Origin of the sequence: Sphingobacterium chungjuense, assembly GCF_011316935.1 — a bacterium.
Lineage (GTDB): Bacteria > Bacteroidota > Bacteroidia > Sphingobacteriales > Sphingobacteriaceae > Sphingobacterium > Sphingobacterium chungjuense.
On sequence record NZ_WLYS01000009.1, the window covers coordinates 19,780 to 41,917 of the forward strand.

Here is a 22,138-nt window from a genome sequence, read left to right on the forward strand (position 1 = left end):
TTAGTTTGTAATTATTATCTATTGCTCGTTTAGTGATAAATACCCCAATAAGTATTACCCAAATAATACCATGCAGAAGAACTATCTTTGAAAGCACTATTAAAAGTAAATATAATTTCGACTGAAAAAATAATAATTAATAAAAGATTAAATATTAACTAAATATTAACTTTGGTTCGATTTATAAAACAATTAAAGAAACACATAAAGCATTAGAGGAATTGCATACAAACTATAGTTTAATTCCACAATTACACAAATTTGTAGAACTTTTATTGAGCTCACACCAACAATATCAGCACCTTTTAAAACACAAAAATCCCCGAGCGATTGCTCGGGGATTTGAAAGTATCAACGATTCGACTATTAGTTGAAGATATAACGAATACCGAATTGTCCTTGCCATCTTGACGCTAGGTTAGATAAGGTATACGGACGATTATCTGTTGGCGCAGAAAAAGTGTAACCACCAGCAGTTCTATTGTAACTGATCAATTGGTAAGCATCGTTCGTAATAAAGTTGCTTCTTCCCCAATCTTTATTTAATAGATTACCTACATTGAAGATATCGATAGTTAACTGTATTCTGTTTTTCGTATTTCTAAACATACCGCCAATGTCCTGTGCGATACGTAGATCAAATTGGTGCTGCCAAGGCATAGTTGCTCCGTTACGTTCTACGTACTGACCTCTCATTTTACTTAAGTACGCATCTTGATCGATGTAAGCATTTAATGCTTCCCACTGTTGTGCAGGTGTTGCAGTTACTTGACCACTACTATTACTGATAGGAAGCAAGTTGATCTCTGCAGCGCTATTTGGCACGTACAACAAATCATTACTGTTACCGCCATCACCATTCACATCACCATTATACAAGTAAGTAAATGGACTTCCTGATCTTCCAGCGTAAAAGATATTGATTGATGTTGCGAACAGATTATCACGCCCATAATTTACGGTATAACCAGCATTACCTACTAAGCGATGACGCAAATCAAAGTTTGAGTTTGCCAATGGTGGGTTGTTTGGATTATCCACCATTTGAACAAATTGCCAGTTAGAAAAAGCTGTACTGCTCGCGCCATCGTTTACTGATCTAGCACGTCCATAAGTATAGGCAAACATCGCATTAAAGCCATTACTGAAATTCTTTTGTAATTGACCTGTCAAACTATAAGTATACCCCTTATTAGTATTGTCAATCAAGATTACATTAGTAAAATCATCCGTATTAACTCGACGTCCTCCATATGATGGTCTCTGATCAGCTCCACCAGAAAGACCTGGTGCAATAGGCGCTACAGATTCGGACACATTCAAGTTAGAATAGACAATATTGTTAATGGTTTTAGAGTAAATACCTTCTACCGTAGCCACGATGCCATATGGCAATGTAAAATCTGCTGCCAAATTAAAACGAGCTACTTGAGGGATTTTAAAGTCCTCTGAAATTAAGTTGACCTCAGCAGTAGATCTGCTTGGCCCAAGGTCTTGTAAGTTTTCTGTAGTTGGAACAAAACCTCTACCACCATTAATAGTAGCAGCCGTATTGGCAAAAACGCTACCGAACATTAAGCCATCATTAGAAAACTGATTAGACAACCACACAAATGGTACACGTCCTGTAAAAATACCGGCACCACCACGGAGGATAATAGAACGATCGCCCATCGCATCATAGTTAAATCCAACACGTGGCGCAAATAACACTTTGCCACTAGGCGTTCTATCCGTACGATAACCTGGGAAAGATGCTTCGATAGCATTATTTCTTCCCGGTTTATCACCGATAATTGGCACATCCACACGAAGACCATAAGTTAACTTCAAGTTTTGCGCAACTTCAGATTCACCCTGTGCATAAAGAGCTAACTGTGCAGCCGAGAAACTAGCTGCAGGAGCATTATCTCCTTCAACTTTAGAATAAGTAGCTTCAAATTGAGAAGGACGATTTGCTAAGTAATCATTTAGATTATTAAACTGCCAGTATCCATTAGCATTATTGATAAAAACATTTTCAAAGGTAAAAAACTCATTATGCGTTCCGAAAGTGAAGGTAGTATTACCAACATTCCATTTCACATTGTTCGTAAACTCAAAAATATTTTGATTAAGTGAGTTTGCGGCCGAACTGCGTTGTGTACCAAGATCGGCTGTGTTTCCAGAAACGCCGTCTATATTACGAATGGTGATTTGCGGGAAGAGATTTCCTGCAATGTCACGGCTATCTCTGATAGCCGTATACCCAACAATTAGATTATTCGACCATTGATTATTAAAATTACTACGTAATTCCGCAACTAGCCCGTGTTGTTTATTAGCAAAACGGTATGCGTTATTTCCAAATCTAAAAGATGATGCACTTCTACTAATGTTGTCGTCAAAGGCGTCAATAAAATTGTATCTCGCAGAAAGTTGGTGTTTTGAATTAATATTCCAATCCAACTTAGTAAAGATCTTATTGTTTTGGGTCTCTGTATCTTGTGGACCATAAGATCCTACGTCATATCCGTAGGTATCTAAAGTATGTTGAGCAATTCTTTCCGCTGTCTCTAACGATATTGCTGAACCTGCTTCGCCAGCATTGTTAAACAAAGGGGCAGTCCGTCTGCCCATTTCACCGTTAACAAAAAAGAATAACTTATCTTTTACAATAGGGCCACCTACACGGAAACCGAATTGATTATCGCTGAAATTTGTTGATTTCAACCTTGTTTGAACATCCTTTCCAATCGTATTTTGGTTACGACCGAAGAAGTATACAGATCCTTCTACCGTATTTGTTCCTGATCTTGTAACTGCATTTACGCCACCACCAGTGAAATTACCTTGCGTAACGTCATAAGGAGCTAACACAACTTGAATCTCTTGAATTGCATCTAGAGAAATCGGCTGTGTACTAGCTTGACCACCAGGTGTACCTGAACCAGATAATCCAAATACATCATTATTAACAGCACCATCAATAGTGATGTTATTATAACGGTTATTTGCTCCACCAAAAGAGTTACCGTTTGCTTGCGGCGTCAATCTGGTAAAATCTTGTAAACTACGACTCAACGTCGGCATGCTTTCTAACTGTCTTTTTGAAACAGTAGTTGATGCGCCTGTTCTTAATCCACGAGTTTGACCTGTTCCTGTTACTGCGATAGCTTCCAAAGCTCTAGCAGAATCACCAAACACCGCGTTTAATACGAAAGGTTGACCTAATTGTAGGTATACATTTTCGTAAACAACTGGATCTTGCCCTACATAAGTAACCTCGATAAGGTAAGGACCACCAACACGCATGTTGGCTAAGTTGAAACGTCCAGCGTCGTTGGCAGCGCTGGAATAAGTAGTACCAGTTGGCGTGTGAACGGCACGAATGGTAGCACCTGGTGTTGCCTGCCCCGATGATTGTGTTACAATCCCCGTAACACTACTCGTCGTGACCTGCGCTTGGATAGTACCATAGCTAGCTAGGACTAACGCAAAGAAAAGTAAAGATCTCTTCATAAGTTGTTGTTTGATAAAATAAATGCACCGCAAAATTAAGAAGAGAGAGCAGTATATCAACGGCTTAACATAAACTTAATGTTAGATTTATACTATCCTTACATGTGGATAAGTACGTTTTGAAAATTGGATGACTTCAATTTGGAAATATTCACAACAACTCAATCCAAAATGTTAAAGATATGTTAAAATAATACCGATCAAATTATCAATATGGAAAAAGTGACTTTTTAAAAATGTGGAAAAAAAAATGGCGATACTATCGCATCGCCTGTAATTTATAGTGAGTCTAAAGAACTCTATTGTACGTACTTATGCGGTTTATTTGATATAGGCATAGGTAATTCCATCTCCGCCTCGATCTGCATGTTCGTCCTCAAAATGAGAGATATGGCTGTATTTGCGTAAATATTCACGTACAAACTTTCTTAAAATACCATCACCTTTGCCATGTACGATCTTCAAAGATGGGTATCCAATCATCACGGCGCGATCCAATACTAACTCCAGCTGATTCATCGCATCGTCGGTACGCATGCCACGAATATCCAGCTCCGGACTAAAATCTGCCGCATCACCTGTAGATACCGAACCAATCCGCTTCACCGCTTTTTTCTTCTCCTTGCCTTGTAACTTCTCCACCTTAGCAGGTTTCACTACCGTGCGGAGCTCTCCTAAAGCTAGGATCAAGTTTTTGTTTTTAGCAATCTCTATAATTTGTGCTTCATTGCCAGAATCAAGTAAACGTACCCAATCTCCTACTTGAAGATCCTGATCAACTAGTGCATCTGATTTTGCTACTACTTTCTTAACAGGAGCTTTAGCTGGGCTGTGCTTATCAATAGCTTGATGTAAGGTAGATCGTATTTCTCGTGTTTTCTCCTTATCTGCTTGTACCGATTTGATCTCAGCGATCGTATTTTCGACCAGTTTATTGGCGTCTTTCAGGATCTGCCGTGCTTCCTCTTTTGCCTGCTTGAGCAGTTCTCTCCTATTCGTATCCACATAGTCACGCAGCTCTTCGTATTCTTGCTGCTTGATCAACAGCTCCTTCTCGCGTTTCAGAATGGCCGCTTTGGTATCGACAATTTCCTTTTTATCGCGCTCCAGATTAACCAATAGCGATTCCACATTTTGCTGGTGTTCCCCAATCTTCGTTTTCGCCAAGCGAACGACCTCCTTGGGCAACCCAATATTCTGGGCAATTTCCAAGGCATACGAACTTCCCGGCTTGCCAATCTGCAAAATATACAAAGGCTTCATCGCCGCATTATCAAACAGCATGGAAGCATTTTCTAATCCGGCGGTATCGCTCGCGAACACTTTGAGATTCGAATAGTGTGTGGTAATGACGCCGCGCACATTTTTGTTATTCAGCACTTCTAGAACAGCTTCCGCAATTGGGCCACCAAATTGTGGATCGGTACCCGTACCAAATTCATCGATCAGCACCAAAGTACGTGCATTTGCAAACTGCGTAAAATGCTTCATCTTCGACAAGTGCGCGCTATAGGTACTCAAGTCGCTTTCGATCGATTGATCATCACCAATATCGGCAAATATTTGCTTGAAAACCCCCATTTTGGAGTTGCCATCGGCTGGGATCAACAAGCCAGATTGAAACATCAATTGCAATAGACCGACAGTCTTCATGCAGACGGATTTACCACCAGCATTCGGACCAGAAACTAAGATCACGCGATCTTGCTCGTCCATCTTGATATTTAAAGGCACAATCGTATGCGTACCTTCCGCCTTGGCATTCAAGAACAATAAAGGATGGCGTGCATTCACCAGATGAATTTCGGCTGTCTTCAGAATCTCCGGCAAAGCCGCTTCGATATCAATCGCAAACAAAGCTTTGGCACGTACAAAATCCAGCTTCGTGAGTAAACCATGGTAGGATTGCAATAGCGGAATATGCGGACGCAATGAATTGGTCAGCTCCGTCAAAATACGAATGATTTCACGACGACGCGCAAACTCCAAATCCCTTACCTTGTTATTCAAGTGAAATACTTCTTCGGGCTCTATATAAGCCGTTTGTCCCGTAGCCGATTCATCATGAATCAAACCTTTCAGCTTACGCTTATTCTCCGCTAAAATAGGAATACACAGCCTCCCATCGCGGATGGTTAGATTACCATCGGCCGTCCATCCATTGTTCTGTGCCGTCTTAAACACGGTCTCCAAACGCTTGCGCGCTTCCTGCTCGCTTTTCTGAATCTGCTGACTCACATCCAACAAGAATCTGGAGGCATTCTCCTTCATTTTACCACGATCATCGATAACTTGCTCTATCGAGCGCACGATGCTATTTTCAATCGTCAGATGCTCGAATAACATATCGAGATGCGCATACTGCCCTTCCCGCTCTTTGAAATAGCGGATCAGCGCAAAAACCGTACGAAGTGATAATAGGACGCGGTGAAACTCCTCCTCTAACAAAAAAGTACCTTCCACGCGTGCTTTTTCCACCAAAGGGCGAATCGGATACAAGTGGTCGATCGGCAACGGATCGTCCGTTTGCAATAAAGTTTTAAACTCTGCGGTCTGATTTAAAAACTTTTGGATTTGTTCTGGATTGACCTGAGGTTGAATCTTAGTCACCAAGTCACGCGCTGGTTCACTCAAGCATTTCTGCCTAACCAACTCTTTGATCTCAAGAAAACCCAGCTTATCAGCTGCATTAAGAGGATATATCATAGATAATAATGCTCAATATAATTTAGCGCGCTTCTGTTGGTTCAACAGGCTGGTTTTCCACTTTAACCGAATCTGCTTGGATTGGCTTCGGAGCAACAAGTGGTATTAGCTCTGTACGTCGCCATAGATATCCCAAACCACTTGGTCGGTATACGCTCTCTTTGTAACCTTCATAGTCGAAACGAAAATTCGAATCTGGATAGAAAGTCCAGAGATTCTGTTTTATGTCCAACAAACGCTGATAGTAAGCTACGCGATTCAAACTATCCCGCTCTACGGCATAACGCAAAGAATCGGCACGGTTGAAATCTCGCTCGGCATCTGACAATTGTTTCTGGATATTCGTGTAAATTTTCTCCGTCAGTACCGGATCCGCATAATAATAATCCAGATTGTGCTCGAAAGCGACCGAATCAAGACCATAACGTGATAGCAACTGCCTGTAGAGCGTATCGATCACCTTTTGCGAACTATCAATCGGCAATGTCTGCAGGTATCCGTCCAGCATATGCACATCCGTAAGCAATTTAGTCACTTGATCTTCCTTCAATATTCCTTCTGGCCTTTTCTCTAAACAGGAGGCCAATAGTAAAATCAGTGGAATCAACACAAAGAATGAAGCACGCATTTTGTAAATTTGTACAAATTTAGCAATTCGGGTCGATAATGCCTACGTTATCACCCGTTAATAAATGCAAAGAAGATGAGTATACGTAACAATATAGAAGGTTTACAACAGGAACTACAGGCACACGAAGTGACTTTGATAGCCGTATCTAAAACAAAGTCGAACGAAGACATTCTGGAAGCTTATGAAGCCGGACAGCGACTGTTTGGTGAGAATATGGTGCAGGAATTAGTCGCGAAGCAAGAAGCCTTACCAAAGGATATTGAGTGGCACTTGATCGGACATTTACAATCCAACAAGGTCAAGTATATCGCACCATTTATCGTTATGATCCAATCGGTTGACTCACTCAACCTCTTGAAAGAGATCAATAAGTATGGGGCAAAGAATAATCGTGTGATCGATTGTTTATTGCAAGTGCATATCGCTGATGAAGAAGCGAAGTTTGGCTTCGATCACGCGGAGCTGATCGAAGTATTGCGCGATGAGGCATTGAGCGATTTGAAAAATATTCGCATCCGCGGACTGATGGGCATCGCGACCAATACAGACAACGAAAAACACATCAAGGAAGAGTTTTACGAACTAAAAATGCTTTTTGATGGCATCAAAGTTAGTTTCTTTCGTAAAGAAGATTCTTTCGATACGCTCTCCATGGGCATGTCATCGGATTACACCATTGCGATCGAGCAAGGAAGCACGATGATTCGCGTCGGCAGCACGGTGTTCGGCAAGCGCGTGATCAAACATTTTAAAGCCTCAGAGGGTTAGAAACGGTATACGCTTTCTGCGTTTCACCAAATGTATATGCTATGATTCACCATTTTGTACTATTTCTTGCCGCTACGATGATGACTTTCACTGCTTGCCAATCTCCTACTGGACAAAGGCAAACGGAACAATCGGACACGACCCGATCACTAGATACAGCCGCGTATCGCACGACGGAGTATTTTCAAACGAGTCCGTACTATCAATCTCGTGGTGATCAGTACGATACGGCGTATTTTCGGGCAAGCTATCCGACTTCTGATGATACGCTGTTTAATGCCTTGATCATGCAGTCGATGGCGGTCAAAAACAGAGCTGATCTAGAGCAGATGGGAGAATCTTTCTTAGCAGATTATGATAGTTATGTAGAAGAAGCGCAGCAGCCAGAACTCACCCATGCTTGGTTTCAAGATATTCGTGGTCGCGTGATGCTATACACGCCCACCCTGTTGGTGATTAGTAAAACATTGATCGAATATACGGGCGGAGCGCATGGTAACTTTGCGGAACTGTATGATAATTATGATCTACAAACAGGAAAACCTTTAACGCTAAGTGATATTGTGACAGCAGAGCGTCATCAGGAGTTTATTGCGCTAGCAGAAGCACGTTTTCGCCAAGTGGAAGGCCTGGCACCGGATGCGCCACTCACCGATCACTATTTTTTCGATGAAGGCGTATTTGCGCTGCCCGACAATTTTGCGTTCGACAAGGAAGCTTTAGCCTTTCAGTACAACCCTTATGAGATCAAGGCTTATGCAGAAGGTGTCACGCAATTTCACATTCCGTACGATCAGTTGAAAGATTTGCTGACGGATAAAGCACAGAAATTCATTCAGGATATAAAAGTAACACACCCCTAATTCTTTCAAGATTCATGCAGGTATTCAAATTTGGTGGCGCTTCCGTCAAAAGTGCAGAAAACATTCGCAACGTTGCTACCATTATCGATACATATAAGGTAAACGGATTATTAGTCGTGGTATCGGCCATTGGCAAAACCACCAATAAGCTATCTGAAGTAGTAGACCGTTATTTTCATCGAGAAGGCGACGCATTCGAGGCATTGGAGCAAGTACGTGCCGAGCACCTAACTATCTTGCATGAGTTATTTACGGACAAAAACCATCCAATTTTTGATGATATCATCAATACCTTGGTAGAAGCCGAATGGATTTTGGAGGAAGAACCACAAGATGCGTACGATTACTTGTATGATCAGATTGTCTCCTTAGGCGAGATCTTATCTACTAAAATCATTGCTGCATATTGCCGAGATGTCGGTTTTGCCGTACGTTGGGTAGATGCAAGAGATTATATCTTTACCGACAATCGCTATATGGAAGGTACCGTAGATTGGGCGAAGACGGAAGATAAAATTCGCCGCGATATACCGACAATTCTAGGAAAAGAGATCATTATCACGCAAGGATTTATTGGATCTACTTCCGAAAACTTCACCACGACATTAGGTCGCGAAGGTTCTGACTACAGTGCTGCGATCTTTGCATCGTGCCTGCGTGCGCAAGATCTTACGATCTGGAAAGATGTACCGGGCGTACTCAATGCCGATCCAAAGTGGTTTAATGAAACGGAGTTAATACCGGAGTTGTCGTATACCGATGCGATCGAGTTGACGTATTATGGCGCAACGGTCATTCACCCAAAAACCATTAAGCCACTGCAAAACACGCAAATACCGCTTTATGTACGCTCTTTTTTAGATCCTACACAGCCGGGCACACAGATTCGCGCAACACATCAAACGTTGCCCGTTCCTTCCTTTATCTTTAAGGTCAATCAGGTATTGGTCAATATACAGCCCTTGGATTTTTCATTTATCGTGGAGGACAATTTGGGACATATTTTCAATACCTTTCATCAGAACCGTATCAAAGTGAATATGATGCACAATAGTGCAATTAGCTTTTGCGTGAGCATTGATGATACGGGTGAAAATGTATGGCAACTGATGGAAGATTTGCAAAAACGCTATAAAGTGAGCGTCTCCGCCGGATTGGAACTCATCACCATTCGCTATTATAATCAACAAACGATTGATCGCGTATTGGTGGGTAAAGAAATCGTTAGAGAATTAAAAGACAGTTATACCTGCCAGATGCTGGTGAAGAAAAGAGATGAATAATCGACTGCTACAGCCTGATGTACAAAACTATATCCTGACGCATCGTCAGGAACAACCGGCTGCTATTGCGCTAAAGAAAAGCCCGTTTCCGGATGTGGCTTCTAGCGAATTGGCGGCTCAGGTAGATGGTTGGCAGCGCTGTGTATCGAAGTTGCCGACTTGGGCTTTCAGCGAAAAGATCTTCTATCCTCCAAAGCTTAATCTGGAGCAATGTTCTTCGGAGCACACCGCCTTGATCAAACAGCAGCTTATTCGCAAAGGAGCCCGCGTGATTGATCTTACCGGTGGTTTTGGTGTAGATAGTTGCTATATGGCGCAGCCTGCCGAGCTAGTTATGCATTGTGAGTTGAACGAAAATTTGTCGGAGATCGTGGCACACAATGCACAGGCTTTAGGGGTAAAAAATCTGACTTGCATCGCGGGAGATGGCATCGAATATCTGCACCAACAAGCCGATGATAGCTTCGATTATATTTACATCGATCCTTCGCGGCGGGTAAGCCAGAGCAAAGTTTTCTTATTAGAAGACTGCGAACCAAATATTGTGGCTTTGCAGGAGCTTTTTTTCACCAAATCAGAACGAGTTATCACGAAGGTTTCGCCGCTTTTAGACATCACGCAGGCATTGCGCTCACTCAAACACGTAACTAATGTATATGTTATTAGCTTGGATAATGACTGTAAGGAACTCCTATTTATTCAAAAACGTGGTTTTGAAGGTGAGCCATTGATATCCGCTATCCGCTTGTTTAAGGATCAATTGCAGGAATTTTCTTTCACGCTTGCTGAGGAGAGAACCCTACGTAGCGAATTTCGCACGCCGCAAAAGTATTTGTACGAGCCTGATGTGAGCGTGGTAAAAGCGGGCGCATTCAAATCCGTGGCAAAGGAACATCAGTTAGGAAAATTACACCTTCACTCCCATCTGTATACTTCTAATCAATTGCTGTTTGATTTTCCGGGAAAAGCCTTTGAGATTATAGAATCATTTCCATTCGGAGATTTGAAGCGCAAAAAGACATTTGCAAAAGCCAATATCACCACGCGTAACTTTCCACTGAAGGTCGAGGAAATCCGAAAGAAATTTAAGATTCAGGATGGAGGTCAAATACACCTCTTCTTTACCACTGATCTAGAAGATGCACTTACGGTACTAGTCTGTGAAAGACGGTAAAAAAGAGGTGTACTGATAAAGTCTGGCTTTTATTTAGCGTAGCTGGCTTTTACAAAGTCCGCTTGCTGCAAGTAATCAATGCTTTCTTTCAAGCCCTGCTCTAAGTCGCCACTCACCTCTTCTAATTCTACGAAAATGTGTTTCAATCCAGCCGCATCTGCATGGCGAAAGATGGCATCGAAGCCGACCATACCACTTTGACCAATCTCTTTATGATCTTTGATGTGTAGCGTCGTAAAGCGATGAGGATATTTCTTGAAATACTCGACCGGACTCGCTTTTCCAATCACCGCCCAATACACATCCATCTCATAGAATACGTATTCTGGGTTCGTATTCTCGATCATATAATCGTACATCACCACCTGATCTTCTACTTTTCTGAATTCGTGCGCGTGATTGTGGTAACCATATTTGATCCCCTGCTCTTTACATAGTTTCCCCACTTCGTCAAGGTAACGGCAGTGCACAGCTAATTCTTTTACGGTCTTAGGAACGTCCATCCATGGCGTCACGATATAGCTCATGCCAGCAGCTTTGTGTGCTTCAATGGTCGTTGCCCACCACGCTAACGCTTTGGTAAAATCTTCATTAGCCACTTCTTCCGCAGATAGTGGTCTGGCTACGTGCGAAGACAATACCTTCATGCCAACTGATTCTACTTTTTGTTTGAAATCTTTAGGGTCTGTATTGTAAAATTTGCCGTCGCGAAATCCAGCCGTTTCTACCGAGGTGTAGCCCATATTCGCTAATTTTTGCAATACATTGACGTAATCAGCATTGTATGATTTTGGGTCTACATGGCTTCCCATCATACTGCGCACAGAGTACAATTGTAATCCGATCTCTTTTTTTGGTTGTTGTTGTTGTTGTTGTTGTTGTTGTTGTTGTTGTGCGAAAGTGTTGTTTGGAGAGATGCTCAGCATGAAAAGCACGGTTCCCAACACCGATGATTTAATCATTTGTTGATACATGTTACTATGTTAGTGTTCTTATAAATTTTCGGCTCATAGGGCATCAAGACTTGCTTTACTGTGCAAATTTCGATATCATCGTAAATATATCAAACTATCTATAAATACATGAACAAAATCGGAATTATTGTCAAACTGACTATTGTTATAATACTCGCGTCCTTCTCCATGGAAGTTGCTGCTCAAAAATTGGAAAAGATGACTTGGTTTAATGAACCGAGCCATTGGGAAATAGAAAATGAATCCTTGCAAATGTTTGTGACGCCAAAAAGCGATTACTGGCGAATTTCTCACTACGGTTTTACGGTCGATGACGCACCGTTCTATTATACCGAACGCGGTGGCGAGTTTGAAGTGAAAGTCAAAATATCAGCCGATTATAAAGCCAGATTTGATCAAGCTGGATTGATGTTGCGTATCGATCACGAAAACTACATCAAAGCAGGAATCGAATTTGTAGATGGCAAGTATAATTTGAGTGCCGTAGTAACGCACAAAACAAGTGATTGGAGCATCGTACCTATTGATAAAGCCATACCGTTTGTATGGATCAAAGCAGTGCGCCGTCTGGATGCAGTAGAAGTGTTCTATTCCTTTGACGACAAAACGTATACCATGATGCGTAACGCGTGGCTCCAAGACAATCATCCAGTCAAAGTTGGTGTCATGGCCGCTTGTCCAGATGGTGATGGATTCGATGTGAAATTCGAGCAATTTAAAATTACGCCGTTAGCAGATCAACGCCGTACAGAATGGTTACAGAAGAATGCGGGACATTAAGCTAGCAGCGAGGTTAAGGTATTTACATTTCGCTGACCGACAGGAAGGGCAATTGTGACGATACCGAGACGGTACAAGGCGCTCGTGGCACGTATCTTTGAATTATGAAAAACGTAAAATATTCGACGCTCGAACTAGCGACCGTAGTAAAAGGCGATAATCTCGCTGGTGCTATGGCGCGCACGGTAGAAAGCGCACAAGCCTCAGAACAATACGGATTCGAACGGATCTGGTTGGCCGAGCACCATAATATGGAATACATAGCGAGTTCGGCTACTTCGTTACTAATTCAGCATATTGCTAGCCATACGAAACAGATCCGTGTAGGATCTGGCGGTATTATGCTCCCGAATCACGCACCTTTAGTTATTGCAGAGCAATTCGGTACACTGGAAACACTTTTTCCAGGCCGTGTAGAAATCGGGTTGGGTCGTGCGCCAGGCACAGATCAGCAAACAGCCATGGCATTGCGTCGCAATAATCTCAACACTTCTTTCTATTTCAAAGACGATGTACAGGCTTTGCAACAATATTTGAGTACTAATAACCAAACAGCAAAAGTACGAGCATTTCCGGGTGAAGGTTTAGAAATTCCATTGTGGATTTTGGGATCGAGTACCGATAGTGCGTATCTGGCGGCAGAGTTAGGTTTGCCTTATGCCTTTGCGGCACATTTTGCTCCCGCAATGCTTGGACAAGCGATTGAAATTTACAGAGCCAATTTCAAACCTAGCGAACAGCTGCAAGAGCCCTATGTCTTGATTTGTGCAAACGTGATACCCGCTGATACCAATGAAGAAGCCCAACTTTTATCCACCAGTTTGTTTAATATGTTTTGCGGTATTATTACCAATCGCCGAGCACCACTTTCTCCGCCTACGGCGGAACCAATTTATGCAGGTATTCCAGAAATTGAGCAAGCTGTACAGTCTATGATTAGCTGCACTTTTATAGGAGATACGCAAACATTAGTCAGCGAGCTTACCGATTTCATAGAGGAATATAAACCTGATGAAATCATGACGACAAATTACATCTTCGACAATCAGAAACGTTTGGATGCTTTCCGTTTGACGGCAGATATATTCCAAAAAATCAACAAAAATTAGCATGCGCGTACTAGCAGAATTACCCCATCCGTCTTTTAAAATTAGCCTGTTTGGCATGAACCAAAAGTTCATTATCAAATTTGAACAAGGGACCTTAGAGCAGTCGTATAAAATTGCGGAAGCAGATGTTATCGGAGGAGTAAATGGTGTCTTCGAATTAATTGATGAAGCATTTTTAAAGACGGTCGAAGAGACCTTTCAGCAGATGCGAAGCAATTTTGTAGAAGCTTACAAACGATATGAATAAATAGTTCATATCTTTCAAAGTAAAAACCTGTTAAACAATACGTTGTTTAACAGGTTTTTTTATTTCAGAATATTATTTGGCAATTAATGATTTACAGATATCATTAGACATTATTTATATAAACTATCTGTAAATATAAATAACATAAAGTACTTATAAACAAAACTATAATTATAGTCACCAAATATTATTTGGCAAGCATATTTTGCAAAAATGGCACACTATTCACCGCAGTTTCCTCAATTAGGATAGTTTGTGCCGGAACAGCATATTCCGTAGCATTTGGATCTATAAAAATAAGCTTACAGTCGCTCTTCAAGTGGTACAAAAGATTGGCCGCCGGATACACTTGTAGCGAGGTACCAATCACTATAAACACATCTGCTTCTTCTGCAATAGTAGTTGCTTCATCCATTGCCGGCACGGCTTCGCCGAACCAAACAACATGCGGTCGTAATGGTGCGCCACGCTCACAGCGATCTTCCATCGTGAGTGTATCGCCTATTATTGGATAGACGGCCGAAGGATCAATGGAAGATTGCGATTGGGTAATTTTTCCGTGCAAATGTAACACGCGATCACTGCCAGCACGCTCATGGAGATCATCTATATTTTGGGTGATGATTTGCACGTCTTCTACCTTTGCTAAATCGGCCAGATATTGGTGTGCCGCGTTCGGCTGTGCTGCCAAACACGCTTTCCGTCTTAGATTGTAAAAGTGTTGCACCATTTCTGGATCGCGATGCCAAGCCGCTGGCGTAGCCACATTTTCGATACGATAACCTTCCCACAAACCATCCGCTCCGCGAAAGGTTTGCAAACCACTCTCCGCAGATACACCCGCTCCTGTAAATACCACAATCTTTCTCATAAATGAGTTCTAATATATCTGTAAAAATACGGGAAACTTTATAAATGATATCCAATAATCCTACACCCAGTTCATCGTATATTTTCCAAGCATACCTATATTCAGATTGCAATGTTTACTTTTGACTATAAGATTTTCACGCTATTTATGATCGATCTTTTACGAAACAACATCGAAGATTACGTTAAGATTACGGACGAAGATTTCTTCGCGATTCGACAACATTTTGATCAGATGGATTTTCGCAAAGGCGATTTCATCATTAGAGCACAAGACTCGGTTTCGGCAATCTACTTTATACAGTCGGGATTAGTGAAGCTTTCGTATTGGGGTCAGGATGGCAAAGAGCACATTGCCTCTTTTGCTATGGAGAATTGGTGGGAAACGGATTTCAACGCCTTTTATCTTCAGAGGAAATCCTCGTGCACATTGCAATGTCTGGAAGCTACCACGGCCTATTGCCTCTCGCTAAAGAATTATCAAAACCTCTGTGCTAGATTTCCCTACATGACGGGTTATTTTTTGGATAAATCCATCCGTGGACATATTGCCAATCAAAATCGTATCCTATCGCTGCTTACTTTAAGTCCCAAGCAGAAATACGAACAGTTTCTTCAACTGTATCCATCCTTAGTACAGCGTATTCCTAAAACCATCTTGGCGGCTTACTTAGGCTTATCACGGGAAACATTGAGTAGACTCTACCGGCGTAAAAAATAAATTATGTGATTCAAGTCACAGCCCGGCGACACGCTCATCAGCGATCTTTGCTCCATCGAATTTAAACAAAAAATGAAAATGGAAAAAAAAGCAATTAACCCATGGACATGGAGTGCATCAAGAAGCTATTCGCAAGCTATCGAAGTAAAAAATGCTACAGGAACATTATACGTTTCTGGGCAGACCGCAATTAATGATCAAGGTATATCCAGTGATGCAGACATGAAAACACAATTAGTAGAAAGCATCGCTAACCTAGAGAAAGTGATACGTACTGCTGGTTATGAGCTTAAAAATATCGTCCGCCTAAATATCTATACAACGTCTACAGCCGACTTATTTCAGCACTTCGAGCTATTGCAGCATTGGATTGCCAAACATGAGATCCAACAAGCGTCGACTGTATTGGAAGTGAACGCCCTGTTTGAAACATTGACCGTAGAATTGGAAGCAACTGTGGTGAAGTAAGCACTATCCTGAGGATATCGGAAAAGTATCGTATATCTACAAAAAAGGCTTCATCTCCTCTTCGATCTGCTTACGGTGTACCATCAAGCGTTTGGCGTATTCTTCCTGTTTCTTTTCTTCCTCGGTATGAGGAACCCATTTGGGTACAGACACCGATTTGCCGTCATCATCGGTCGCGACGAACACGATGATGCAATGTGTTTTCTTCTCGAATGTTTCTTTTTTCAGATCTCTTGCGTACACGTCGATCGCGATGTGCATACTTGTTGATCCCGTGTAGATAACGTGCGCTTCTACTTTTACGATTTGGCCAATTTTGATGGGTTGATAAAAGCGAATACCACCGACGTACACCGTCACACAATACCGTCCGCTCCACGTACTCGCACAAGCATAACCTGCTTGGTCGATCCATTTCATCACGCTGCCACCATGTACTTTGCCACCGTAATTAACATCAGAAGGTTCGGAGATAAATTGAAATACTAAGGGTGTGTTCATATTACGTCGGTATGATGATGAATAGTTATAGTACTACAATGTAAGCAAAAAAAATCGGCCAGCTTTTAGGATAGATTAAACTATCGTTAAAGCTGGCCGATCTGAGTCATTAACCTTGATTCCAAGCAGGTGGATCCGTCTTTAAGAGATGTTTCACGAAGTAATCACGGCGTTTGCGTTCGCCAAAATCACCACCGGAGGAATGCCCCATGCCCGGCACCATAATGAAATCATGATCTTTGCCATGTTTAATCAATTGATCAACCAACTGGTAGGTTGAAGCTGGATCTACGTTGTCATCCAACTCACCCACGATCAGTAGTAATTTGCCTTCCAGTCGATGTGCGTTTTCCACGTTGGAGCAAGCAATGTACTCCGGTCCTACAGGCCAACCCATCCATTGCTCATTCCACCAAATCTTGTCCATCCGATTGTCGTGACATCCACAAGAAGAAACCCCAACTTTGTAGAATTCTGGATGGAAAAGTAAGCCTGCGGTAGACGATTGTCCACCGGCCGAAGTACCGTAGATACCGACACGATCTAAGTCCATATACGGATATTGCTTTTGCGCTGTTTGCATCCAAGCAATGCGATCAGGGAAACCAGCATCTTTCAGGTTTTTCCAAGCCACATCGTGAAATGCTTTAGAACGGTTGGACGTACCCATACCATCAATCTGCACCACAATAAAGCCTAATTCAGCCAGCTCATGCATTCCCGAAGGATTCGCATAGAAAGATTTCGGTACGAAAGCACTGTGTGGACCAGCATAAATATATTCGATTACCGGATATTTTTTCTGTGGATCAAAGTTGGATGGACGAATAATGACGCCCCAAATATCCGTCTGTCCATCGCGACCTTTCGCTTGGAATACTTCCGTTTGTTGCCAACCTGTTGCTTTCAATTCACTGATATCCGATTGCTCCAATTCCATGAGCGTTTTACCGTCTTTCGCATCGCGCAACACCGTAATCGGCGCCTGATCTACCCGTGAATATACATCAACAAAGAGTTTATGTGAATCATTAAAATAGGCATGATGCTGTGCATCTTCTGGTGTAATCTCACGCAAACCTTTGCCATTCATGCCGATCACATAATAATGAACTAAGTAAGGATCCTCTCCTTTCTTCATGCCGCTGGCTTGGAAATAGATTTCGCGTGCTTTTTCGTCTACATACTCCACGCTGCGTACCACCCAATCTCCTTGGGTAATCTGGTTTTTGATTTTGCCGCTTTGCGCATCAAATAAATATAGATGATTCCAACCATCACGCTCGGATGCCCAAATGATCTCGCCCGCCTCTTCCAGATCTTTACGGTATTTTTTACCGCTGTAATCGATAAAGGTAGGGCTTACTTCGGCAATCACGCTTCTGGTCGCTCCTGTAGTCGCAGACAATTCTAAGATTTCATAGCGCTGATGACCACGTTGGTTGTACTCAAAAGTGATTGCCGTATTGCTTTTGTTCCACACCGGTGGTGTAATGGAAAACTGATTACCAATCTTGGTGGGATCTGCGGCCTTGATATCGGCCGTTTCCACGTCTACAATAGTCGGAAGATATTGTGGCAGCGCATCACCCGGCTTCACATAATCTCTGGTTTGCAACTTGGGTTGCAACTGATCGGAAGGCGAAGATTCCAACAACGTGAGCTGACGTACTTCTGCTTTTCGTACGCGATAAACCGCCAACTTGCGGCTATCGGCCGACCAGTAAAGGCGCGAAGAATAATAATCGCCCGGACTGCCATCATACGTCAGCCTACGCTCGGCATCTTTACCGGTTTCGTCCTTTTTGCGTACGTAGACATTATTGTTTTTGATGAAAGCGACATAGTTGCCATCTGGAGAAGTAATTGGTTCTCCGGCCGTATCGTCCCAGCGACGACCCCAATAACCGCCATTGCGGTCGTTATCTGCATCTTTTAGCTTCGTTAAATGCTTTTGCTGATTATCCCACTGCCAAATGATTTTGCCAGCGGAGAAGCTTAATCTCTGTGCGTCGAGCACTTCAAAATCCCGCTCCGATATATCTTCTAGACGAGTGGCTTTACCCAATTCCTTTGAAAGCGCTGTTGTCAATGCAGCGGCGTCCACATTCATCTTGGTTTTACGAGCGGCATCGACCAGTACATAGGTACTTCCGGCATCACGTAATCGCACGCGGTAAGCCAAGGCATTTCCATCTTTGGACCAAGTGATTTGTTGTGGAATTTGGTAGACCTTATTCCGAGTATTCTCTCGTACCTCCTTCGATCGAGCATAGTCTGCCGCAGTACCTTGCGCAAGGCCTGATGCGATGTAAAAGGTAGATAGTACGGCAAAGAGTGTTATTTTCATAGTACTTGATTCTTCTTTTTTATTAAATAATACAGGGGAATGCCTGCTAGCGTGATACCGATGCCAGGCCACGTGAATTGTGGTTTGTAGATCACGAGCAAAACGATAAACGACAATCCCATCACAATATAAATCGCCGGCAGAACAGGATATCCGAAAGCCCGGTATGGTCGCTCTATATCAGGTCGTTTTTTCCGAAGGATAAAAACGCCGATGATACATAGCATGTAGAAAATAACCACCACGCAGGTAATCATATCCAGCAGATCACCATAACGACCAGTAAGACACCATGCGGCAGCGACGAATCCCTGTAACCACAGAGCATAAGCCGGTACGGCATTCTTATTTAGTTGTCCGGTTTTCTTAAAAAACAAACCATCTTGCGCCATGGAATAATAGATACGCGCTCCGGCGAGGATCAATCCATTATTACAACCAAAGGTGCTCACCATAATCATAACGGCCAATATGGTAATGCCAACTGGACCAAAGATTTCCTGTGCTGCCACCATCGCCACGCGATCTTTTGGTGCAGCCGCCATTTCGGTCAAAGGCAACACGCCGGTGTACATTAAGTTAGTAAGCAGGTACACCACCGTAACGATCATTGTACCAAGCGCTAAGCTCAATCCAATATTGCGTTTCGGGTTTTTAATTTCACCCGCAACTGCCGACGAAGTATGCCAAGAATCGCTACTAAACAAGGCCCCCACCATCGCGGCAGAAAGCGCGCCCAAAGCTCCAATCATGGTATAGTCGCTATACGCCCCATCTTTCGATAGGTTTTGTAACTTCCACGTATTTTCACTCGCCCAGTTAGACTGCCATACTTCGCTGTCAAATGCCCAAAAACCAAAGCTTACTAACAAAATAAGGCTTAGCAATTTTAAGATGGTAATGATGGTTTGTACTGTTTTTCCATTTTGCACGCCCAACGTATTGATGAACGTAAGTAGAAATATGACAGCTATTGCCAACACTTGCGCATAGGAAATCTCATACGTACCCAGCGACCAGAGGATGACGTCTTCGTCGAGTATGGGAAATAAATAGGCCGTAAATTTGGAAAAGGCGACGCCTACGGCAGCGATCGTCGCGGTATGGATGACTGCAAAAAATGTCCAACCAAAGGTAAAACTCACTAAGGGGCTGTAGGCTTCTTTGAGATAAATGTATTGCCCACCTGCGCGCGGAAACATGGCGCTCAATTCACCGTAACTCAGTGCGGCAGTCAAGGTCATAAATCCGGCGATTAACCACACGACCATCAGCCAACCGGCTGATCCGGTATGTCGAGCAATATCGGACGATACAATAAATATACCCGATCCGATCATACTGCCGGCCACCAACATGGTCGCATCAAGCAGACCTAGGGATTTTTTAAATTCGGGAGATTCGTTATTCATAATGAGGTGCGTTAGTCGTTAGTTAGCTGAATAGAATTTCCAGACGGGTTTATAATTGAGTGGTACTTTTTGATCCGTTAAGATAGCTCTTAGCATCTCCATCGGCAAGTAATTCTCTTTGATTACGCGATCATGAAACTCGGCGTACGACATCTTCCCGCCACCGACGAGTTCGTCGCTAATGCTGAGCAATTGCAAACCACCGATCATATACGCCAATTGATATAGCGGATCATACGATCCTTCAAAAGAGCGCTTCACCTCACCGTGCGCATTCGCCGGTTCGTGCCCTACCTCATTGACCAAATAATCGATACATTGCTGTGGTGTCCATTCCCCCAAATGGAATTTGATACTAAAGGTGATGCGTGCACAACGGTGCATGCGCCAAAAAAGCATACCAATGCGTTCTTCTGGCGTTTTGGCAAATCCCATTCTATACAGCAATAATTCCCAATACAAAGTCCAGCCTTCGGTCCAGAATGGTGTATTGAAATGCTGTGCACGATAAGGTTTGTACCTGCGATTCATAAAATACTGCAAATGATGCCCAGGTACCAATTCGTGCTGTACTGTCCCTAATGAGAAGTACGGATTGTTACCACGCATGCTCATCATCTTCTGATCGTAGGTCATGGTGTTTGTGGGATACGAAATACTAATCTCCCGACCACCAGTAAAGAAAGGATTGACTAATTGCCTTTCCGGCGTCATCATAATCATGCCCCAGGTTTCATCCGCCAACGGCGGAATATCCATCAATTGATTTTCTTTGATGAAGGCTTGCGCCTTATCATACAACTGATTGATGAGTTCGGGTTGCTTTCCTACTGGAACGTAGGTATTTTTTACTTTTTCCTGCGCTGCCTGCCAATCGTCGCCAAATCCCATTTCTCTGGATGCTTTCAGCAACTCTGCCACGCACCATGCCCATTCCTTATCGGCAATAGCCAATAGTTCATCGGCCGTGTAGGCAATCATTTCATCTTGGAGTTTCTGGTTGAGCATTTTCTTGCCGATTGGTTGACCGCCAATATTGCTACCATCGTCATACACTTTCCAATCGCTTTTGGATGTTAATGCTTCTTTGTAGTGATCCAATTGTGTATTAACATCAGCAAACGTAGTCGGCATCCACCACGTGAACTCGACATCGTACCCATTATAAAAGTCAAAAGCGCTAGCCAATCTCTGCTTCACGCTTTCTATCATTTCTGTCAGGAATTGTACATCTGCCGATGGAATGGCTTTTCCATTCTTCACCTGTTCGCTTTGCTGTTGTATTTGCTTGACGGTATTTTGCAGATCTGTCGCCAGCTTCTTCGCATCTACTTCATGTCCACGACGTCTTTTCTGCTCGAAATCGTAGATCACAGCCGCAAAAGGCAGGTAATGTTCTAAGCGTTTATAGGTTTCAAGATCAGCATTAAGATCTTCGCTATGGCGTGCTATCTTGCGCTTTAGCAATTGATAATCCACTTGTCCGCCCGTTGGTAGATTGTTGTAATCTACTTCTTCCAGCTCTTTGAAATAAGAGCGATCCAATACCAGCAAGCGATTCATCTGTTCGGGCGATGGCGCCAAACGCTGAAAACCCCATCCCTTGGGCATAGGGCCGTAAAAATAATTGATAGCCTGCTCATCGTGACCATATCGAATCACGTAAGGTTCTAACGGCGTAGTATGTTCGTTCATATGTTGAGCTTGGGCAAGCGCGGTTGCTAAAGAGCAAAGACCGATGATTAGTTGTGAGCGAATTGTTATCATAATAAGGGAGGTA

The 22,138-nt window shown here is 42.8% G+C and carries 18 protein-coding genes; 9 read left to right on the forward strand and 9 right to left on the reverse strand.

Features of this window, described 5'->3' with window-relative positions; translation table 11 throughout:
* Nucleotides 1-366 precede the first annotated feature (366 nt).
* From GKO22_RS15895 to GKO22_RS15905, 3 genes are all read right to left on the reverse strand, one after another.
* Nucleotides 367-3,501: a TonB-dependent receptor gene (locus tag GKO22_RS15895; RefSeq protein WP_166336789.1), complete on the reverse strand. Its 3,135-nt coding sequence runs from the start codon at nt 3,499-3,501 to the stop codon at nt 367-369.
* 321 nt (nt 3,502-3,822) lie between these two features.
* Nucleotides 3,823-6,207, reverse strand: coding sequence for an endonuclease MutS2 (locus GKO22_RS15900; protein ID WP_166336791.1), 2,385 nt, complete (start codon nt 6,205-6,207; stop codon nt 3,823-3,825).
* 22 nt (nt 6,208-6,229) lie between these two features.
* On the reverse strand, nt 6,230-6,835 hold the full coding sequence (locus tag GKO22_RS15905) for a DUF4296 domain-containing protein (RefSeq protein WP_166336793.1): 606 nt from the start codon (nt 6,833-6,835) through the stop codon (nt 6,230-6,232).
* Between the two features lie 75 nt (nt 6,836-6,910).
* Here GKO22_RS15905 and GKO22_RS15910 point away from each other — a divergent pair, with 75 nt between their 5' ends.
* The 4 genes from GKO22_RS15910 to GKO22_RS15925 are packed head-to-tail and all read left to right on the forward strand — an operon-like array spanning nt 6,911 to nt 10,926.
* Nucleotides 6,911-7,606, forward strand: a complete 696-nt coding sequence (locus GKO22_RS15910) for a YggS family pyridoxal phosphate-dependent enzyme (RefSeq protein WP_166336795.1) — start codon at nt 6,911-6,913, stop codon at nt 7,604-7,606.
* Nucleotides 7,607-7,647: 41 nt separating this feature from the next.
* Entirely contained in the window at nt 7,648-8,469 is an 822-nt protein-coding gene (locus tag GKO22_RS15915) for a DUF3298 and DUF4163 domain-containing protein (protein ID WP_166336797.1), read from the forward strand.
* Between the two features lie 14 nt (nt 8,470-8,483).
* A complete protein-coding gene (locus GKO22_RS15920) occupies nt 8,484-9,752 on the forward strand; it encodes an aspartate kinase (protein WP_166336799.1) in 1,269 nt (422 codons plus the stop codon).
* Nucleotides 9,745-10,926: a class I SAM-dependent methyltransferase gene (locus GKO22_RS15925; RefSeq protein WP_166336801.1), complete on the forward strand. Its 1,182-nt coding sequence runs from the start codon at nt 9,745-9,747 to the stop codon at nt 10,924-10,926. Before GKO22_RS15920 ends, GKO22_RS15925 begins: the two co-directional genes overlap by 8 nt.
* 29 nt (nt 10,927-10,955) lie before the next feature.
* Here the strand turns inward: GKO22_RS15925 and GKO22_RS15930 are convergent, their stop codons facing one another.
* Entirely contained in the window at nt 10,956-11,900 is a 945-nt protein-coding gene (locus GKO22_RS15930; RefSeq protein ID WP_206367932.1) for a sugar phosphate isomerase/epimerase family protein, read from the reverse strand.
* Between the two features lie 108 nt (nt 11,901-12,008).
* Between GKO22_RS15930 and GKO22_RS15935 the strand changes: the two genes are divergently transcribed.
* The 3 genes from GKO22_RS15935 (at nt 12,009) to GKO22_RS15945 (ending at nt 14,036) form a co-directional block, all read left to right on the forward strand.
* A complete protein-coding gene (locus GKO22_RS15935; protein WP_166336803.1) occupies nt 12,009-12,680 on the forward strand; it encodes a DUF1349 domain-containing protein in 672 nt (223 codons plus the stop codon).
* 104 nt (nt 12,681-12,784) lie between these two features.
* Nucleotides 12,785-13,789, forward strand: coding sequence for an LLM class flavin-dependent oxidoreductase (locus tag GKO22_RS15940; protein ID WP_166336805.1), 1,005 nt, complete (start codon nt 12,785-12,787; stop codon nt 13,787-13,789).
* A gap of 1 nt (nt 13,790) precedes the next feature.
* Nucleotides 13,791-14,036 (forward strand): hypothetical protein, encoded by a 246-nt coding sequence (locus GKO22_RS15945; RefSeq protein ID WP_166336806.1) that lies wholly within the window; start codon nt 13,791-13,793, stop codon nt 14,034-14,036.
* A gap of 187 nt (nt 14,037-14,223) precedes the next feature.
* Here the strand turns inward: GKO22_RS15945 and GKO22_RS15950 are convergent, their stop codons facing one another.
* Complete coding sequence (locus tag GKO22_RS15950; protein WP_166336808.1) at nt 14,224-14,907, reverse strand: Sir2 family NAD-dependent protein deacetylase; 684 nt, start codon at nt 14,905-14,907, stop codon at nt 14,224-14,226.
* A 147-nt stretch (nt 14,908-15,054) separates the two neighbouring features.
* On the opposite strand from GKO22_RS15950, the gene GKO22_RS15955 reads away from it, so the two are divergent.
* Together GKO22_RS15955 and GKO22_RS15960 are read left to right on the forward strand one after the other, a co-directional pair.
* The gene (locus GKO22_RS15955) at nt 15,055-15,627 is read left to right on the forward strand and encodes a Crp/Fnr family transcriptional regulator (RefSeq protein WP_166336810.1); all 573 of its coding nucleotides are present in this window, start codon (nt 15,055-15,057) and stop codon (nt 15,625-15,627) included.
* 78 nt (nt 15,628-15,705) lie between these two features.
* Complete coding sequence (locus tag GKO22_RS15960) at nt 15,706-16,095, forward strand: RidA family protein (protein ID WP_166336812.1); 390 nt, start codon at nt 15,706-15,708, stop codon at nt 16,093-16,095.
* 36 nt (nt 16,096-16,131) lie between these two features.
* Here GKO22_RS15960 and GKO22_RS15965 read toward each other — a convergent pair whose 3' ends face one another.
* The 4 genes from GKO22_RS15965 to GKO22_RS15980 all read right to left on the reverse strand — a co-directional run bounded on the left by GKO22_RS15965 (nt 16,132) and on the right by GKO22_RS15980 (nt 22,125).
* Nucleotides 16,132-16,596: an acyl-CoA thioesterase gene (locus GKO22_RS15965; RefSeq protein WP_166336814.1), complete on the reverse strand. Its 465-nt coding sequence runs from the start codon at nt 16,594-16,596 to the stop codon at nt 16,132-16,134.
* A 109-nt stretch (nt 16,597-16,705) separates the two neighbouring features.
* Complete coding sequence (locus tag GKO22_RS15970) at nt 16,706-18,946, reverse strand: S9 family peptidase (protein ID WP_166336816.1); 2,241 nt, start codon at nt 18,944-18,946, stop codon at nt 16,706-16,708.
* Nucleotides 18,943-20,358 (reverse strand): APC family permease, encoded by a 1,416-nt coding sequence (locus GKO22_RS15975; protein ID WP_166336818.1) that lies wholly within the window; start codon nt 20,356-20,358, stop codon nt 18,943-18,945. The genes GKO22_RS15970 and GKO22_RS15975 overlap by 4 nt, the downstream gene beginning before the upstream one ends.
* Before the next feature lie 18 nt (nt 20,359-20,376).
* The gene (locus GKO22_RS15980; protein ID WP_166336820.1) at nt 20,377-22,125 is read right to left on the reverse strand and encodes a DUF885 family protein; all 1,749 of its coding nucleotides are present in this window, start codon (nt 22,123-22,125) and stop codon (nt 20,377-20,379) included.
* Nucleotides 22,126-22,138: the final 13 nt, after the last annotated feature.

Coding starts and splice junctions, on each gene's coding strand:
- GKO22_RS15930 (WP_206367932.1), bottom strand. CDS start 11,900: ATGTATCAACAAATGATTAAATCATCGGTGTTGGGAACCGTGCTTTTC.
- GKO22_RS15910 (WP_166336795.1), top strand. CDS start 6,911: ATGAGTATACGTAACAATATAGAAGGTTTACAACAGGAACTACAGGCA.
- GKO22_RS15965 (WP_166336814.1), bottom strand. CDS start 16,596: ATGAACACACCCTTAGTATTTCAATTTATCTCCGAACCTTCTGATGTT.
- GKO22_RS15970 (WP_166336816.1), bottom strand. CDS start 18,946: ATGAAAATAACACTCTTTGCCGTACTATCTACCTTTTACATCGCATCA.
- GKO22_RS15905 (WP_166336793.1), bottom strand. CDS start 6,835: ATGCGTGCTTCATTCTTTGTGTTGATTCCACTGATTTTACTATTGGCC.
- GKO22_RS15975 (WP_166336818.1), bottom strand. CDS start 20,358: ATGAATAACGAATCTCCCGAATTTAAAAAATCCCTAGGTCTGCTTGAT.
- GKO22_RS15925 (WP_166336801.1), top strand. CDS start 9,745: ATGAATAATCGACTGCTACAGCCTGATGTACAAAACTATATCCTGACG.
- GKO22_RS15935 (WP_166336803.1), top strand. CDS start 12,009: ATGAACAAAATCGGAATTATTGTCAAACTGACTATTGTTATAATACTC.
- GKO22_RS15950 (WP_166336808.1), bottom strand. CDS start 14,907: ATGAGAAAGATTGTGGTATTTACAGGAGCGGGTGTATCTGCGGAGAGT.
- GKO22_RS15895 (WP_166336789.1), bottom strand. CDS start 3,501: ATGAAGAGATCTTTACTTTTCTTTGCGTTAGTCCTAGCTAGCTATGGT.
- GKO22_RS15960 (WP_166336812.1), top strand. CDS start 15,706: ATGGAAAAAAAAGCAATTAACCCATGGACATGGAGTGCATCAAGAAGC.
- GKO22_RS15955 (WP_166336810.1), top strand. CDS start 15,055: ATGATCGATCTTTTACGAAACAACATCGAAGATTACGTTAAGATTACG.
- GKO22_RS15920 (WP_166336799.1), top strand. CDS start 8,484: ATGCAGGTATTCAAATTTGGTGGCGCTTCCGTCAAAAGTGCAGAAAAC.
- GKO22_RS15900 (WP_166336791.1), bottom strand. CDS start 6,207: ATGATATATCCTCTTAATGCAGCTGATAAGCTGGGTTTTCTTGAGATC.
- GKO22_RS15915 (WP_166336797.1), top strand. CDS start 7,648: ATGATTCACCATTTTGTACTATTTCTTGCCGCTACGATGATGACTTTC.
- GKO22_RS15945 (WP_166336806.1), top strand. CDS start 13,791: ATGCGCGTACTAGCAGAATTACCCCATCCGTCTTTTAAAATTAGCCTG.
- GKO22_RS15980 (WP_166336820.1), bottom strand. CDS start 22,125: ATGATAACAATTCGCTCACAACTAATCATCGGTCTTTGCTCTTTAGCA.
- GKO22_RS15940 (WP_166336805.1), top strand. CDS start 12,785: ATGAAAAACGTAAAATATTCGACGCTCGAACTAGCGACCGTAGTAAAA.